We start from the raw sequence: 15,814 nt of genomic DNA on the forward strand, positions 1-15,814 counted from the left end.
TATTACTTGACGGCGTAAGGCAGTGAGGAGTGATGCTGAACGATACGGATCGTTCCCTCATCATCCTTCTTGAACGTCCACGACTTGTCAACGGTCGTCACCTTGCCGTCCTTGTCGGTGAAGGATACCTTGCCCAGGGTCGTCGCGTATTCGCCATCCAGAAGGATGGCAGCATTCTTGACGTCGACTTCACGCCATCCTTTCAGCGCAAAGCCCGTATCGGCAGGGTATTTCGGGTTTTGAGCGACAAAATAGGAGAGCGCGCCCTCGCGGTCGGTACGGAACGTCTGTGGCTCCTGCGTCAGCGTCGGCTTGAAGAGCACCGGCCCCAGCTGGTAGCCGTAGGCCGCATCGATCACCTTCCCGGCCATTTCCTGTGCCGATTTTACACCCTTTTCTTCATATTCGCGTGAAATCGCAACGAGAGCCTTGCCCCAGGCTTCCTGGGTCTTGATGACTTCAGCCTCGGTGATTGTTCCGTTGTGAATCTCGACGGCGTTCACGCCACCGGCCGTAATGAGCAGAGCAGTTCCGGTCACGGCAGTTGCCTTGGCTATCCAGCGCATCTGTATCTCCTGTTAGATTGCTCGTTGTGAGCGACAACAGGAATATGGATATCTTCTCTGAAGCTTGCGTGGCTGCTTTATGAATGGATGATGGACAGAAGATTACGTTCACAGCACTAGACCACACATCAAGCATAATGGCAGTTAGGCTATCATAACCGCGAACGCTAAGCTTAGCAGGCGTTGCGGGTCAGCATGAACTTGAGATTTTGCGTTGGGATAGTTGCGGATTATCAGATTGGGGCCGTCATGCATGGGTACGCCAGAGAAGCTGCGAGCGCTTCCCGCACATCACTGGTCAACTAGGTTGAGTAGCTACGTTGGCTGTTTGGGAATGTAAAACTCGGCGCAATATGCAAGAATTGAACGTCTGGAAGACAAAAAGTAGCTGGATCCAGCCGCGCAGCAGTCGCATAGTCTCTCCGCATGTGGGCCAGATTGGCGTGAGCGGTAGGGTTTGGTGCCGTGAATTGCCGAGAGTGGAGAAGTTCTGACTGACCCAAGATACGGGTGAGTGTCAACTTCCGATGCCCGTCTACCACACAGCCACTTGCCTCTCCATCAACGAGGGGGAGTCTGCTTTGGGTTCAGACAATTGCAGGCATGACGTATCGCCTTTCCAAATATCACTGCGGTTTTACGCTGTGCTCTGTCGTTTTACGGCTCAACCCAGGGTCCAAATCGCAGACAGGTACAGGACTTTAGTCAGAGTTAACGACACTTACCTTTTATATCTGTCATGCTTCGGAGACGGCATCCAATGCTGAAGAATTGACTGCTCACGGCTCACGAGGCCTCTGGGGCCGCCGGAAATTTCCCGCTCAACCCATTGACGGATTCATCAAAGAGCATCTGGGAATAGGGATGATGCGTCACACCGCGTTGCAGGTCTTCCTTCGTCAGTTCATCGACAAAACTGCCGTCCTTCATAACCAGCACGCGGTCGCACATGTGGGCGATCACAGAAAGATCGTGACTGACGAGCACATAGGTCAATGTTCGCTGATCCCTCAAGTCGCACAGAAGGTTGAGAACTTCTGCCTGTACTGAAACATCAAGCGCAGATGTCGGCTCATCCAAAAGCAGAATGGCGGGTTCCAACATCAAAGCTCTGGCAATCGCGACACGCTGGCGCTGCCCTCCAGAAAGCTGATGCGGGAAGCGCTCAGCGAAGCTGGTTGGGAGGCCAACCTGCTCCAAAGCACCGGAAACCCGATCCCAGCCAGCGCCTTTTTTCATGGCGCGAATGGGTTCTGCCAACACTCTTTCAATGCGGTGACGGGGATGGATGGAGCCGTAGGGGTCCTGAAACACCATTTGCGCCAGCAGCAATTGTTCCTTGCTACGGTCCCGATCGACCGGCGTTCCCGCAAGGGTAATTGTTCCCTGCCAGTGCCGGTCCAAGCCCGCTAAAGAGCGAAGTACAGTGGACTTTCCGCAGCCCGATTCTCCAACGATGCCCAGTGTCTCGCCCTTTTTTACGGAGAAGGAAACCGATTTAACAACTTGCTTGCGAGCTTCGCCCTGAGCGAAAGACACCGACAGGTCCTTGACCTCGATCATGAGAGGCTCCCTGCTGCATTGATGGCTTGGCGATCCAGAACCTGCAAACGAGAAACAGGATGTTTGGGATCTGGCATAGCGGCAATCAGCCCACGCGTGTAGGGATGCTTCGCTTCGTCAATGTTTCTCAGCGTTTCTATGACCTGGCCCTGATACATGACGAGAATTCTCTCGCAAAAGGATGCGACCATGCGAATGTCGTGGCTGATGAGTAGAAGTGCCGAATTATTCTCCCGCACCAACTCGTCGAGAAGCCTCAGGACATCTCCTCTGACGCTGACATCCAACGCCGATGTTGGCTCGTCGGCGACAACAAGACGCGGCTTGGCCAGCAGCATCATTGCAATCATGACCCGTTGACCCATGCCACCGGAAATCTGGTGCGGGTACAGTTCCATAGTACGGTCAACATCTGCGATGCGAACTTTTCCGAGCATTTCAGCAGCAAGGTCAAAAGCGCGTTTCTTGCCAATTTTCTGGTGCAGAAGAGCAGCCTCCGCTACCTGTTTGCCTACTTTAAGTACCGGATTGAGGGAGTAACGCGGGTCCTGCATAATCAATGCTAGGCGGTTGCCACGAAGGCCGCGCATTGCTTTTTCACTGCGGCTGAGAAGTGGCGCAGCTTCAAAATCGAGCGTCGTGGCCTCTACGCGGGCAGAAGGCGGCAAAAGTCGCATAATTGCGCGCCCAAGCGTGGATTTGCCGGAGCCAGATTCGCCGACAATGCCGACCCGCTCTGCGCCGAGATCAAAGCTCAGGTTTCGGACAGCCGGAATGTCGGCCCGCCCGAAACGGACCGACAAATCTCTGACTTTAAGAATAGTTTCATTATCGGGCATGGCGTGGATCCAGAATATCGCGAAGCGTATCGCCAACAAGGTTGAACGCAAGGCTGGTGACGAGAATGGCGATACCCGGCATGACGGCAACCCACCAGTTATCGAGCATAAATTTGCGTCCGTTGGAGATCATCGCGCCCCACTCCGGTTCCGGTGGTTGTGCTCCCAAACCGAGAAAACCAAGCGCTGCCGCCGTAAGAATGACGCCAGCCATGCTGAGAGTCAGGCGCACCACAACGGACGGAATGCACATCGGTGCGATGTAGAGCAGCAGTAATCTGGTGCCCGACGCCCCGTAAAGTCTGGCAGCAGCCACGTAGTCCGTGTTGCGTACAATCAGGGTTTCGGCGCGAGCCAATCGCGCAATCGGAGGCCATCCCGTCAAAGAAATGGCGATGATGGCGGTGTTGAGGCCAGCGCCAAGGGCTGCGGCGAAGGCCAGTGCAAGGATCAATGAGGGAAAGCTAAGGACAATGTCTGTCGCTCTCATCAAAAATGCATCGGTTCGTCCCCCCACGAAGCCAGCCACAATGCCAATCAAAAGGCCAATGGGGCCGACGATCAGCGAGACGGCGAGGACCGTTTGGATGGTAATGCGCGTACCATAGATCAAGCGAGAAAGAATATCGCGTCCGAACTCATCCGTTCCCGCCCAATGGGCGAAGCTCGGCGGTTGCAGCGCCTGCGAAAGATTTTGAGAGGTCGCACTGTAAGGCGCAATCCACGGCGCAAGAATGGCGACAATGACCAGCAAGAGCAGGACAGCAAAACCGAACATGCCCAAAGGTTCATCTGCCAGCTTTTTGAAAAAGCTCTTGAAGCTGCCAGTGGCCCGGTCAAGAGCCCCCGATGCTTGGGGACGGGCTGGCAGGGTTTGACTCGTGTTCATGTCGTGGCCTCTCTCGTGCGAGGATCGAAAACCAGATATGCCAGATCTGAAAGGAAATTCAGCATCATGAAGATCAGTCCAATGATAAGTGTGCCTGCCAAAACGGCGTTCATGTCGCCGTTCATCAGGGCGTTGGTCATGTATTGACCGATGCCGGGCCATGAAAACACGATCTCGGTCACAACCGCACCTTCAAGCAATCCGCCATAGGAAATCGCCAAAACGGTTATGAGTTGCACGGCGATGTTCGGAAGAAGATGGCGCGTTACGATGCGCATGCTAGATGCGCCTTTGGCGCGTGCGGCCACGACATAGTCCTGGTTTAACTGCTCCAGAGTGAAGCTGCGTGTCATGCGAGTGATGTACGCCATCGCCGAATAAGCAAGAATACAGGCGGGGAGAATGATATGGTGAACTGCATTCCAGAACACCTCCGTGTCGCCAGCCATGAGGCTGTCGATCAAAAGTAGACCGGTCTTGGGCTCGACAAGGCCTTCCAGGTAGACATCCACGCGTCCCGGACTGCCCGCCCATTGAAGACCTGCATAAAATATCACCAAACCCACGATGCCGAACCAGAACACTGGAATAGAATGGCCAACGAGCGAGATGACCCGCGTAAATTTGTCGAACCAGCTATCCCGAAAGAAAGCTGCCGTCATCCCAAGCGGGACACCTAGCAGCGTCGAAATGACAACTGCCAACGTTGCGAGTTCCAAGGTTGCTGGAAAAGCATTCTTGAGATCCTCAGTGACGGGGTTGCCCGTCAGGATCGCCGTACCGAGATCTCCTTGGAACAGGGATGTCATGTACAACCAGAACTGATGATAAAGCGGCAGGTCAAGACCCAGCCGCTCCCGCATTGCCTGATAGGCTTTAGGATCGGCAAGTTCGCCAACGATTGCACCGACTGGATCGGTCGGCAAAATCCGACCGATCACGAAGGTGACGACAAGCAGAACGAACAGGCTCAAAAGCAGATGCCCGAACCTTCTAGCAAGCTCTATGAGTGTAAACTCTTTCATGTGCGCAATGGCCCGGTTATGGAGCGTCGGATTTCGTAACGCCTTCAATGCGGGTCAGAGACCATGGATGGCCGCTGTAACCCTTCAATCGGTTGCTCAAGACGATAGGTTCGAACCGTTCGAACATCGGCAAGACGGCAGGCTTGAGTTCGGTGAACTTTTCTTGAATCAGTTTCACGAGCTCCATGCGTTTGGCATCGTCCCTTTCGCTGTTTGCCTGCTCGCGTAAGGCATTTAGCTCAGGAATGTCCCAGGCAGAGCGCCAGACAAAGTTGCCAGCATTGTTGGCTTCTTTGGAATTGTTGGGATTAGACGCAAAGTTATCCAGGGACCCCAGTGCAGTCGGCATGAACGAACCGGTTTGAGGAATAAGCAGATCAAAATTGCGCGCGCGGTGCGCGGCGACGATGTCTGCACCATTGCCCTGTTGGATATTTACCTTGATGCCGATGTCGGCAAGATTGGCCTGAATGGCAGTGGCCATATCCACCCGGGGCGTTTGCGAAATGGTTTTAAGCGTCACCGTGAAGCCATCCGGGTATCCGGCATCTGCAAGGAGTTTCTTGGCTTTTTCGGGCTGAAAAGACCAGTCGGGGTTGGCAATGGCACCTGCCCAGTCCTCTGGGACTGGAACGTTGCGGACGCGGCCGTATGATCCCAGGATCGTATCCGCTATGCCTTTGTAATCGATGCCGTAGGCAATCGCTTCACGCACCTGTGGCTTGGAAAAAGGCTCTGTGCCCGCATTCATAGCGAGCACGTAGTAGCCACCTGTCTTGACCTTATCGATAACAAAACTTGTGTTGGTTTCGAACGTCTTCACATCGGCTGCGGTCAACGCACTTGCGATATCTATATCGCCGCGCTCAAGCATCAAACGGGCTGCCTGACTTTCGGGAACGTGGCGCATGATGATACGGCGCATGGTCGGTTTCCCGTCGCGATAATCGTCATTTGCTTCCAGAAGAACGATGTCATTGGGTGTCCAGCGACGCAGGACGTAGGGACCTGAGCCTGCGGTCTTGGTACGCAGCCATTCATTGCCGTAGTCGTTGTTGGTGACGTGCTTTTGGACTTCAGCGCTGTCAACGACGGACGATACACCCATGGCGAGACGATAAAGGAGTGCTTCAGGGATAACTTTGTCGGTCAGCTCGATCCGAAACGTCTTTTCGTCGGGAGCGGAAACAAGGCTTTCAATGTTGGCGGCGGTATAACCAGCCGTCTTGTAGTTGGTTGCTGCAGATTGATCGAGCTTCAAAAGCCGGACGATAGAAAACAGGACGTCCTTGGATGTTACGGGATTGCCCGACGAGAATTGTGCGTCCTTCAGCTTGAAGGTGATACCCTTGTCGTCAACCTGCCAGCTTTCCGCAAGTTGCGGTTTGATTTTGTTACCGTCCGTTTGATCGGCGAAGACAAGCCGGTCGTAGGTGTTTGCCAATATTTCCTGGGTCTTCACTTCGGTGCCTTGCTGGGGGTCAAGTGAAAGCACTTGCGCCAGTGAGGTGCCGATAACCAACTGATCGTTTGGTGTTGCTGCAATGGCTGCCGTGGAACTTGTAAGCGCGACTGAAAACGCCGCTGCAAAAACACGATTTGAACAAACTACATTCATGGGCTTCTCCTCCAAGATAATCCATTTCGGCACGGGACAAGTCGTACGATGATTGCGTTCTTTTTGTGAGCTGTACCGTACATCTGATATGATGTCTCAGTTATTAACCCCGTCTTTAAACCGAAGTGAACCTGAATATTGCTCGGCGCGCAAGTCACGTTTGCACCAATCCGCGGGTTGCTCCCCGCATTGCGAAACGTCAAACGTTACTTCCCGTTAAAAGTCGATACAAGCAAAAAGAAAGTTTGAGATCGCTTTATAAACCTAGGGTAACATTAGGTTTTTGCGAATTTTTCCACGTTTACAATGACAAGGCAACATCTCAAGGAAGGTGGTCGGTACCATGTGCAAACCGGAGTTCGATTGCAACAATGAGGCGGGACATGCCTATGGGGGAATTCCCGGTCCTCAAAAATATTCAACCTCGACAATCGACAAAAGAGGTATTATCTCTTCACGCCAGCCAGGAGAAATGACATGTATGTTGGGACGCAGCTAGCTGCCCGCGATGATGATGATTATCGGATTTGGTCGCAGCTTGGAGTTAATAACATTTGCGCGGACCCAGACAGTCCATTGGACAGTTGGGGTATCGACGATCTTAAACGTTTGCGAGAAAAAGTAGAAAGCTTTGGTCTCACGCTGGATATGATCCAGCTTCCGTTGCCGTCAAGCCCGATCGAAACCGCTACATATCCAGATATTTTGCTGGCCGGTCCAAACCGCGATCGGCAGATCGATGCGATCTGCAAACTCATTGAAAACCTTGCCGAAGCGGGTATTCCTGCAGCCAAATACAATCTCAACCTTATCGGCATTCCCCGAACCCCCGATGAGTTGGGAAGGGGCGGCTCAAAAAATGCCTCCTTCCGTTGGGAAAAGACCGATCAGGACGCGGCTCCCGGCCAAGCTGGCGTTCTTTCGGAAGATGAAAACTGGGAACGGATCGACTATTTCCTTGAGCGGGTCGTGCCTGTCGCGGAAGCGAACCGCATTCGCCTGGCCTGCCATCCGCACGATCCCTACACGCCACCGGGCTATAAGGGCGTAACCCGGGTCCTGGGAACCGTGGATGGGCTAAAGAAATTTGTCACAATGCGCGAAAGCGCTTATCACGGACTGAATTTCTGCCAGGGAACGGTCGGTGAAATGCTCGATAATCCCCGTGAGGAGATCGATGACGTCATTCGCTGGTTCGGCAGCCGGAACAAAATTTTCAATCTTCACTTCCGCAATATTCGCGGCAAAAAGCTGTCGTTCATGGAAACCTTTCCCGATGAAGGCGACATGGACATGGCCCGGTCGCTGAAGGTCTATCGTGAGGTGGGTTACAAATACATGATCATGCCGGACCACGTCCCCACCATCTCCGGTCGTGATCCACAAGGTGTCGCCTTTGCTTATTGCTATGGTTACACAGCGGCCCTGCTTCAAGCGCTTGATGCCTACGGGGCCTAAGTCGAGCTCTGTCCCGCATCAGACACTGTGCGGGAAGAGATCGCTTGTAGCGCTGTGTATGGTGCTCGGGGCGTGACAATCAAAATGTAACCGGCCGCACCTGGCCTTCAGGAATGACGCAATGTTCTCACACAAACGTGCCGATTTTGGACCAGACTTTGTTTTTGGCGTTGCAATGGCTGCTCATCAGATTGAGGGTGGGCAGACAGATGGACGCGGCTCATCGATCTGGGATACATTTTCTGCAACACCCGGAAATATCAAAAACGCGGATAACGGAACAATCGCCTGTAACCACTATAATCGGTGGGCAGAAGATCTCGATCTAATCCGGGATGGCGGATTTGATGCATACCGCTTTTCCTTCGCCTGGTCTCGGCTCATTCCAGAAGGCACGGGTGCGCTCAACCGCGCCGGATTCGATTTTTATGACCGCCTGATTGATGGCATGCTGGATCGTGGCATCAAGCCCTTCGCCACGCTGTACCACTGGGATTTGCCAAGCGCGTTACAGGATCGTGGTGGATGGATGAACCGTGATACTACCAAGGCTTTTGCTGACTACGCGGCGCAGGTCAGCCGTCATTTCGGCGACAGGCTGGAGAGTATCGCGACTTTCAATGAACCGTGGTGCATCACTGTTCTAAGCCATTTTCTTGGCATTCATGCGCCAGGTTATCGCGACGTGCGGGCAACTGCCAGAGCGATGCACCATGTTGTGCTCGCTCACGGCCTCGGCATCACCGCAATGCGTGAAGAGGGCATCAAGGACAAACTAGGAATCGTCGTAAATATGGAGAAGGCGGAGCCCTTCAGCCAGAGTCCTCAAGACATCGAAGCAGCTGCTTTGGGAGACGATATTTTCAATCGCTTCTTCCTTGATGGTGCTGTGAAGGGGACTTACCCCGAACGTGTTACGACTATTCTTGAGCCCTATCTTCCTGCCAGGTGGCAAGACGACATGAAAGCAATGTGCCCGACAATCGACTGGATCGGCATAAATTATTACACGCGCTCGCTCTACAAGCATGACGAAAGCGTGCCGATTTTCCCATTCACGCAGTCCCGTGGCGACCTTGAAAAGAGCAGTGTGGGTTGGGAAGTTTACCCACAGGCGCTGACCGAGTTTCTCGTGCGTGCATCAAATGATTATCCGGGTCTGCCGATCTATGTGACCGAAAACGGCATGTCGGAAACCGATGAAGGCAAACGCATTGCTTTCTTCGACAAGCATTTTGGCGCCATCCGCGATGCGCAGACTCAAGGTGCAGACGTACGTGGCCACATTGCATGGACACTGATCGACAATTTTGAATGGGCAGAAGGCTATGAGCCAAAATTTGGGATCGTCGGCATGGATCCCGTAACGCGAGATCGATTGCCAAAAGAAAGTTATCGTGCGTTTCAGCAAATGTTGACGACACACCGCGCATAGTGTCCGCTCGTGTGATGTCGCCATGGCATATTGGCGGTTATCTCAAGTGGATTGAGTTTCGGACGTTCTGAAATCGGTTGAAAAGCCGATGCTTTATAAGCAACCATTTGAACGGGAGGATCAATGCATAAAGTTATAGCAATGGCGACGGCCTGCCTTACGATTGCAGGCACCAAGTCTGCTACGGCGACAGCATCGTTCTCCAAAACGATAGGCTACGATTCTGCTGCGACAGAGGGTGAGATTAACACATATCTACGGATGAAATATCGGGTTCTTTGACGCCGACGGGTAACGTCGAAGACGGCAGTGCTGTTATGCCGATGGCCGTCAGCCCCGATGCAAAGCATCTCTATGCGGTGATCCGATCGCAGCCTTACCGCGTGCTGTCTTATGAAATCGACGCCCGAACAGGGATACTGAGGTAAAAGGCTGCCGCCGCTTTGCCGATAACATGCCTTATATTTCGGTCGAGAAACTTGGCCGACTTTTTTTTCGCCTCTTACGGGGGCAACACAATCACATCTTTGCGGATGGACGAAGATGGTCTGGTTAAAGATAGCCAAGCATTCGTGACCGGGTGGAATGCTCACCCAATTGTTAGCGATAGAACCGGAAAATACGTGTTTGTCTCTAACCTCGGTCCCGGTGTCGTTCTTCAATACATTCTGAACGCCGAAACTGGCATGTCTGCGGAAGAGAAGGGTTATCATCTTCCGACCGCTTTTGAGGATTGCGTATGTCGTAGCAACGGTGTCGAGCTATCAAAGCGCTCACGGTCAGCGCACCACTGAGGGAACGAAATGAACTTCATATTTTGCCGGAGGGAAAACTTGCGCTGGTTCCACATTCGCATCATCATGGACAGGCAGTCCTAGAACATATCTGCGCACGGTTTTCCTCTGAAGGCATCGACCTCAAAATTTTGAGGGCAGCGCTCACACAGGCCCTTTTTGCAGGCTGTTTCGATTGGCGAGACGACTTGCGCGCTGGCGCCCTAGCTAAAACGAAGGTTTTTTGGTTATATCAGCCCTCAATCACTAGTGCTTTGCATCATCTCATTAAGCCTGCCGTCGAAATTCTAACGGCGTCTTTCCAACTACATCTCTAAAAGCTCTTCCGAACTGGCTGGCCCCGCTGAATCCACAGGCAATGGCAACATCTCCAATGGCAATTCGTGTTTCGACAAGCATCCGTTGTCCACGTTCAACCCGCCTGATGTTCAGATATCGGTAGGGCGGCTGACCAAAGGTGGCCTTAAAAGCCCGGGAAAAGTGAAACCGCGTGAGATTGCAAACAGCAGCAAGATCATCGAGACCAATGTCGCGTGCCAGGTTCTCGTTAATATAGTCCCGTACCGATCTGGCTTGCTGCGAAGACAAGGCACCTGAAGTCTTGATGTGCCTCGCGTCTGCTTGTGTGAACTGGAATATTTCTAACGCAGCTGTCAGAGCAATTGTTTCGGTGTAAAACCCGGCTAATTGCTGGTTTGCGGCCATGACTTTACCGAGCTTGCGCATGGTTGCGCCCAATTCGTTGTCATTGAAGTAGATGTGCGCGTGCGGATCGATGTTGCTAAACTCCGATTGCAATTCCTCTTCCATGACAATTGGGTCGAAGTAGACTACCGTAAAACTGTTCAGTCTGACAGCCGGTTTTGACCATCCGACAATGGTCTGGCCAACTGGGACAAAGGTCATCAGGTCGCGCAGATCACCACCGGCAATCGGTTTTTCACCTAGCACCTGCATTTCACCATCCAACAGCACCAGATCGTGGTGGGCAAGATAGTGGCTATGTCCATCCCACTTGAAATCATACTCGGCAGGCATTTTTAGACGTGAAAACTGTGCCGAAACGCCCCGCCAACTCCTTGTCGTGTGAACTTCCGCTTTGGCTTCGGGCTGCTGAAAGCGTAGATGTAACTCATTGGGCATTTCAAAAAAATCCACTGAATATAGCGTATTGGAGCCGTGGTTTTGGCGCACGCTCCAGCAGCGAAAGCTGTTGTTCTGGAAGCTGGTTCGTATCCTGTCGCATCGGTTCTACTGGAATAGTCTCATGCTCCTGACGCAATGAGGTCGAGGGAAGAATATGCTAGACCAAGGTGCCATGCACATAGACGATACGCGGTATCACTCGCTTAGGCCCTTGACAGTTCTACCAATAGTGTGTGCGCACAGGGTACAGTAGACATTGTTCGCTCAGGTTTTTGCCAAGCGCTTGACCCGAATCAGCTGTGCCTCGGTACCCGTTTGCCGAGGGTTGCGTAAATAACGCGATTCTCGAGTCAGCTGTCAAATTCCTTTTTTGGATGACGGAAAGCCCACCACTTGATTGCAGCCCAGGCAGCGGCTCCGCAGTAATTTAGACGCGTCGCGACAGGAAAATATGAAGAAGCATGGTTACATAAAACCGTCCGGTCTCAGCTTGTGTTCTCTGCTTCATATTGCCTTCCATCTGCAGTTCATAGATCGTCCATGAAGTCGGCTGATGGAGACGATATTGGCCATAACGCAACGAACGTCCCGCATATTTGCAACTGACGGGTAAGTCGATTGCGCCTGCCTTAAAGATGACGACTGTTTCCGGCGTCGCAGCCATCGGGCTGCGAGGCAATGTCTACTACGGCTGATGGCGGCGAGTGCGCCGGTTTCAAGTCGAGGAAAGGATGGCTTTTTTGCTGCGTTGCGTTAGATAGAAAGAGTCCACCCTTACAGCCAGATGTGGACAAGGCCTGAATCAAGTTTTCGAGTGCACGGCTTCCCGCTGACATGGGCCTGTGACGCTTGAAAGCTGAATAGTGGAAGATGGCTACCGAATGAAATCTACTCGCGCGAAGCTTGCATCAAAAAGAGCGTCGCTTCGGGACGTTGCCGAGGTCGCGGGCGTCTCGGCAGCGGCTGTTTCCTACGTGATAAACGGCAAGACAAATGAGGTAAGCGTAGAAACACTTGTCCGAATCCGCGAAGCGATCGAGTTACTTAACTATCAGCCACATCGACGTGGATTGAGCCTCCGCTACAATCGCGAGTTTGCGATTGGTCTCGTGGTCGTTGATCCAGATCCGGGTTTTCTAGCCGATCCGTTCACGACTTATGTTGCTACTGGCCTCAGTAACAGGCTGCTTGAGCCTGGTTATGCCGTAACTGTAACCGGGTGCCGGAATCAGGAAGATCTGGCGCGGTATCTTTCGAGGCCGATTGGCGTGGATGGACATGTTGTTGTTGCATCAGGACCTAGAGAGGAGAGACACGCCGTATACGCACGCCTGAGTTCGAGTGGCGTGCCCTTTGTCATCATTCAGGAAGAGGTCCCACTAGAGCTATCTGACGGATGTGCCGTCTTGCAAGAAGATGCAACTGGCTCGGCCGAATTGACGCGCCTTTTGCTCGAACGCGGCGCAAGCCGGTTTGTCTTCGTCGGACCTGACAGGCCTTGGCCTGCCATAGAACAGCGGCTTTCGGGTGTGGAGCAAGTTCTTGATGGCGAATATGAACTCACAATTGCGGCGTGCAATGAACTAGACTTCAAAGCCAGCTTAGCTGCAGTCGATCGCCTTTTCGAGGAGGGTGCTGATTTTGATGCTATCATTGGCGGGAATGACCAGATCGCCATCGCAGCGTTGAGCGTGATGAAAAGCCGGGGCATTCGAGTGCCGGAAGACCTACAGCTAACTGGTTACAATGACTTCCCGTTCAGACAATACGTATCACCATCAATTACGACTGTCTCCTCCAACGCGCTTGAAATAGGGCGGCGATGCGCCGAGATTTTGTTAAATCGCCTAGAGACTGGTGAGTTTGCTGAACGTTGTGTTCTCATAAATGTTCAACTTCGTATCGGACAAACGACAAGATAGAACTGCCCCTGCCGTTGACTCGCATCTTTTGCTGTGGTACTTAAACGTTAAAGTTAAGTCAGGTTTGTAGAGATCGGGCCACGGCAAAGTCAAATTCAATTAACATATCGGTCACTCCAAGGAGTAGATTCGAGTTGATCGTTCGTCGCACCTTAAGCGCTTTGGCGTTTCTATTCCGGGTGCGTTAGGTGGAGGGCGCAAGACAACCTCTAATGAATCCGCGCTAACGGGATGGGGCGATGCGGAGAGTTCAGATCAGCCCAGTTCTGAATCAAGTGGACGGAAGGCTTCACAAAAGGAACGAGCTTAAACGTTAAAGAACAGGTGGGTCTTTCTATCGAAATGAGAGCAATGGATTTAAAATGACAATTCAGCAAGAATACTTTGGCTCTTTCGGAGGCAAGCCTGTAGACGCCTTTACATTGACGAGCTGCAACGGCCTAACGGCCAAGCTAATCACCTTTGGTGCACGGCTTGTTCAGTTGCACACGCCTGATCGCGCTGGAAAGTTGGCTGACATCGTGCTGGGCTTCGATTGTTTGCAGGATTACGAGACCACCGATACATATTTTGGCTCCACGTGCGGAGCCTATGCCAATCGAATTCAAGGCGCAGCGTTCGACCTTGACGGCAGTAGGATCAAGGTTACCGAAAATGAGGGTGGCAACCACATCCACGGTGGGAGTCGCGGCTTCGACAAATTTATTTGGGCGGCATTTCCCAATGAAAGAGAAAACTCGGTCACTTTCACTCACTTTTCCTCGGATGGTCATGAAGGTTATCCTGGAAACCTTCTGCTAAAAGTGAAATATACCCTGGGCGACGACGAGAGGTTACTAATTGAGATGACTGGTCTCAGTGATAAGATCACAATCCTCAATATGGTCAATCATTCATACTGGAACCTAGCTGGCCACACGTCCGGAGATATCCTCGGTCAGATTCTCGTGGTTGACGCAGACTTCTACACGCCCGTCGATGAGAATTTGTTGGCAACGGGTGAGGTTTGTCGGGTCGATAATACCCCGTTCGATTTCCGTGCACCTAAGAGAATTGGTGCTGATATAATGAAAATTGCAAATACCGGGGTCGGCCAATTGAGTGGCGGAGGTTACGATCACAATTGGGTCGTGCGCGGGAATGGCTTGCGGCCCGTCGCTAGGTTGGAAGATCCAGTCAGTGGAAGACGCCTTGCACTGCGCTCAACTGAGCCGGGCGTCCAGATCTACACTGGTGGATATATCGAGAGCAGTGTCGTTGGAAAAGGTGATCACCCCTATCAGGCCTATTCGGGCCTGACTTTTGAAACGCAGAAGTTTCCCGGATCTCCGACATTCGGTCATTTCCCAACAGCAAGAGTGATGGCGGGCGAAGTCTACCACCACATCATGGAGTTTCAGTTCTCTAACGGCTGAACGAAATGCGTCAAGGCCAACCCGGGTCAACTCGACGGAACGATCCACAGTGCGTGACCATGCGCTCCTATTTGCAGAATGTCGCGTGCAGGAATCAGCGGCGTTGTTCTGACCGCTAGTGCTGTCATCCACGTTGACTGTGCTATTGGCAGCCAATCACTTCGCCAGGTCGGAACACGCTGAGGGGGAAATCTCCGTCGGCAGTCTAGTGGCTAATGCTGGCGGAACGTGTCCTTCAAAGTATGCAAGTTACAAGGTCGCTATGGCGGACTTATTTGCAAACCTAAACGCTGAAATAAGGATTCTCAGCATGACCGTATCTCTAGAAACTGGGGTAGTGGAAGGAAGCGCCCGTTACCCAAGCCTGCGTGACAAGGTAGTTTTTGTCACTGGGGGCGCGTCCGGAATTGGGCGCAGCGTCGTTGAGCATTTCCACGATCAGGGCAGTAAAGTGGTTTTCGTTGATATCGCCGAGAACGCTGGCTTTTCGCTTTGCGACGAACTCGAACGAAAGGCCGGCCACCGTCCGGTTTTCAAGCGTTGCGATCTGAAAAATGTCGGCGACCTGCAGAATGTAATCGAGCAGGTCGGACGCGACGTCGGGCCGATCACAGTGCTAGTCAACAATGCGGGGAATGACGATCGTCACAAGCTTGAGGATGTTACATCGGAATATTTTGATGATCGGGTTGCGGTAAACCTCAAACATCAGCTGTTCACAGCGAAAGCTGTCCGGCCACAAATGAAGGCGGCGGGAGGTGGCTCTATTATCAACTTTAGCTCGATCACCTGGACCGTCGCCGACGGCGATTGCGTGGTTTACGTAACGTCCAAGGCCGCTGTTGTAGGCTTGACGCGCGCCCTATCAACAGAACTTGGCGGCGAAAACATTCGCGTCAACGCTATCGCGCCTGGCTGGGTCATGACGGAGCGACAGGTTTCGCTATGGCTCAATGAGGACGGTGAGCGTCAAATAGGCGAGCGACAGGCCCTCAAGGGTCGGCTCCATTCTCCAGACATTGCACGCATGTGCTTGTGGCTGGGGGCTAGTGACAGCTGCATGGTCTCAAAACAAACGTTTGTTGTCGATGCAGGTTGGATCTAACAGCAAATATCGGACACACCAACATTAACAAGGATAGCA

Annotated in this window: 12 protein-coding genes and 1 pseudogene; 6 read left to right on the forward strand and 7 right to left on the reverse strand. The window is 52.6% G+C overall.

What is annotated here, in order from left to right; translation table 11 throughout:
- Nucleotides 1-2: 2 nt before the first annotated feature.
- The 6 genes from IFT53_RS17625 to IFT53_RS17650 form a co-directional block, all read right to left on the reverse strand.
- A complete protein-coding gene (locus IFT53_RS17625) occupies nt 3-566 on the reverse strand; it encodes a hypothetical protein (protein WP_192068458.1) in 564 nt (187 codons plus the stop codon).
- Nucleotides 567-1,352: 786 nt separating this feature from the next.
- The gene (locus IFT53_RS17630; RefSeq protein ID WP_192067882.1) at nt 1,353-2,129 is read right to left on the reverse strand and encodes an ABC transporter ATP-binding protein; all 777 of its coding nucleotides are present in this window, start codon (nt 2,127-2,129) and stop codon (nt 1,353-1,355) included.
- Entirely contained in the window at nt 2,126-2,968 is an 843-nt protein-coding gene (locus tag IFT53_RS17635; protein ID WP_192067880.1) for an ABC transporter ATP-binding protein, read from the reverse strand. Before IFT53_RS17635 ends, IFT53_RS17630 begins: the two co-directional genes overlap by 4 nt.
- Nucleotides 2,958-3,839 carry an ABC transporter permease gene (locus tag IFT53_RS17640; RefSeq protein ID WP_431768260.1) on the reverse strand — a complete coding sequence of 294 codons (882 nt, stop codon included), beginning with the start codon at nt 3,837-3,839 and terminating at the stop codon, nt 2,958-2,960. The genes IFT53_RS17635 and IFT53_RS17640 overlap by 11 nt, the downstream gene beginning before the upstream one ends.
- Before the next feature lie 14 nt (nt 3,840-3,853).
- The gene (locus tag IFT53_RS17645; protein WP_192067876.1) at nt 3,854-4,882 is read right to left on the reverse strand and encodes an ABC transporter permease; all 1,029 of its coding nucleotides are present in this window, start codon (nt 4,880-4,882) and stop codon (nt 3,854-3,856) included.
- Nucleotides 4,883-4,898: 16 nt separating this feature from the next.
- Entirely contained in the window at nt 4,899-6,500 is a 1,602-nt protein-coding gene (locus tag IFT53_RS17650; RefSeq protein ID WP_192067874.1) for an ABC transporter substrate-binding protein, read from the reverse strand.
- Between the two features lie 477 nt (nt 6,501-6,977).
- Between IFT53_RS17650 and IFT53_RS17655 the strand changes: the two genes are divergently transcribed.
- From IFT53_RS17655 to IFT53_RS24180, 3 genes and pseudogenes are all read left to right on the forward strand, one after another.
- Complete coding sequence (locus IFT53_RS17655; protein ID WP_192067872.1) at nt 6,978-7,958, forward strand: mannonate dehydratase; 981 nt, start codon at nt 6,978-6,980, stop codon at nt 7,956-7,958.
- A gap of 121 nt (nt 7,959-8,079) precedes the next feature.
- Nucleotides 8,080-9,393, forward strand: coding sequence for a GH1 family beta-glucosidase (locus IFT53_RS17660; protein ID WP_192067870.1), 1,314 nt, complete (start codon nt 8,080-8,082; stop codon nt 9,391-9,393).
- A 266-nt stretch (nt 9,394-9,659) separates the two neighbouring features.
- Nucleotides 9,660-10,187: pseudogene (locus tag IFT53_RS24180) on the forward strand (lactonase family protein).
- Between the two features lie 267 nt (nt 10,188-10,454).
- Here the strand turns inward: IFT53_RS24180 and IFT53_RS24080 are convergent.
- Nucleotides 10,455-11,345 carry a helix-turn-helix domain-containing protein gene (locus IFT53_RS24080; RefSeq protein WP_192067865.1) on the reverse strand — a complete coding sequence of 297 codons (891 nt, stop codon included), beginning with the start codon at nt 11,343-11,345 and terminating at the stop codon, nt 10,455-10,457.
- Between the two features lie 869 nt (nt 11,346-12,214).
- Here IFT53_RS24080 and IFT53_RS17680 point away from each other — a divergent pair.
- The 3 genes from IFT53_RS17680 (at nt 12,215) to IFT53_RS17690 (ending at nt 15,775) form a co-directional block, all read left to right on the forward strand.
- Nucleotides 12,215-13,255: a LacI family DNA-binding transcriptional regulator gene (locus IFT53_RS17680; protein WP_192067863.1), complete on the forward strand. Its 1,041-nt coding sequence runs from the start codon at nt 12,215-12,217 to the stop codon at nt 13,253-13,255.
- A gap of 362 nt (nt 13,256-13,617) precedes the next feature.
- On the forward strand, nt 13,618-14,670 hold the full coding sequence (locus IFT53_RS17685) for an aldose epimerase family protein (protein ID WP_192067862.1): 1,053 nt from the start codon (nt 13,618-13,620) through the stop codon (nt 14,668-14,670).
- A gap of 310 nt (nt 14,671-14,980) precedes the next feature.
- Complete coding sequence (locus IFT53_RS17690) at nt 14,981-15,775, forward strand: SDR family NAD(P)-dependent oxidoreductase (RefSeq protein ID WP_192067860.1); 795 nt, start codon at nt 14,981-14,983, stop codon at nt 15,773-15,775.
- Nucleotides 15,776-15,814 lie beyond the last annotated feature (39 nt).

Origin of the sequence: Rhizobium sp. CFBP 13644, from assembly GCF_014842165.1 — a bacterium.
Taxonomy (GTDB): Bacteria; Pseudomonadota; Alphaproteobacteria; order Rhizobiales; family Rhizobiaceae; genus Agrobacterium; species Agrobacterium tumefaciens_C.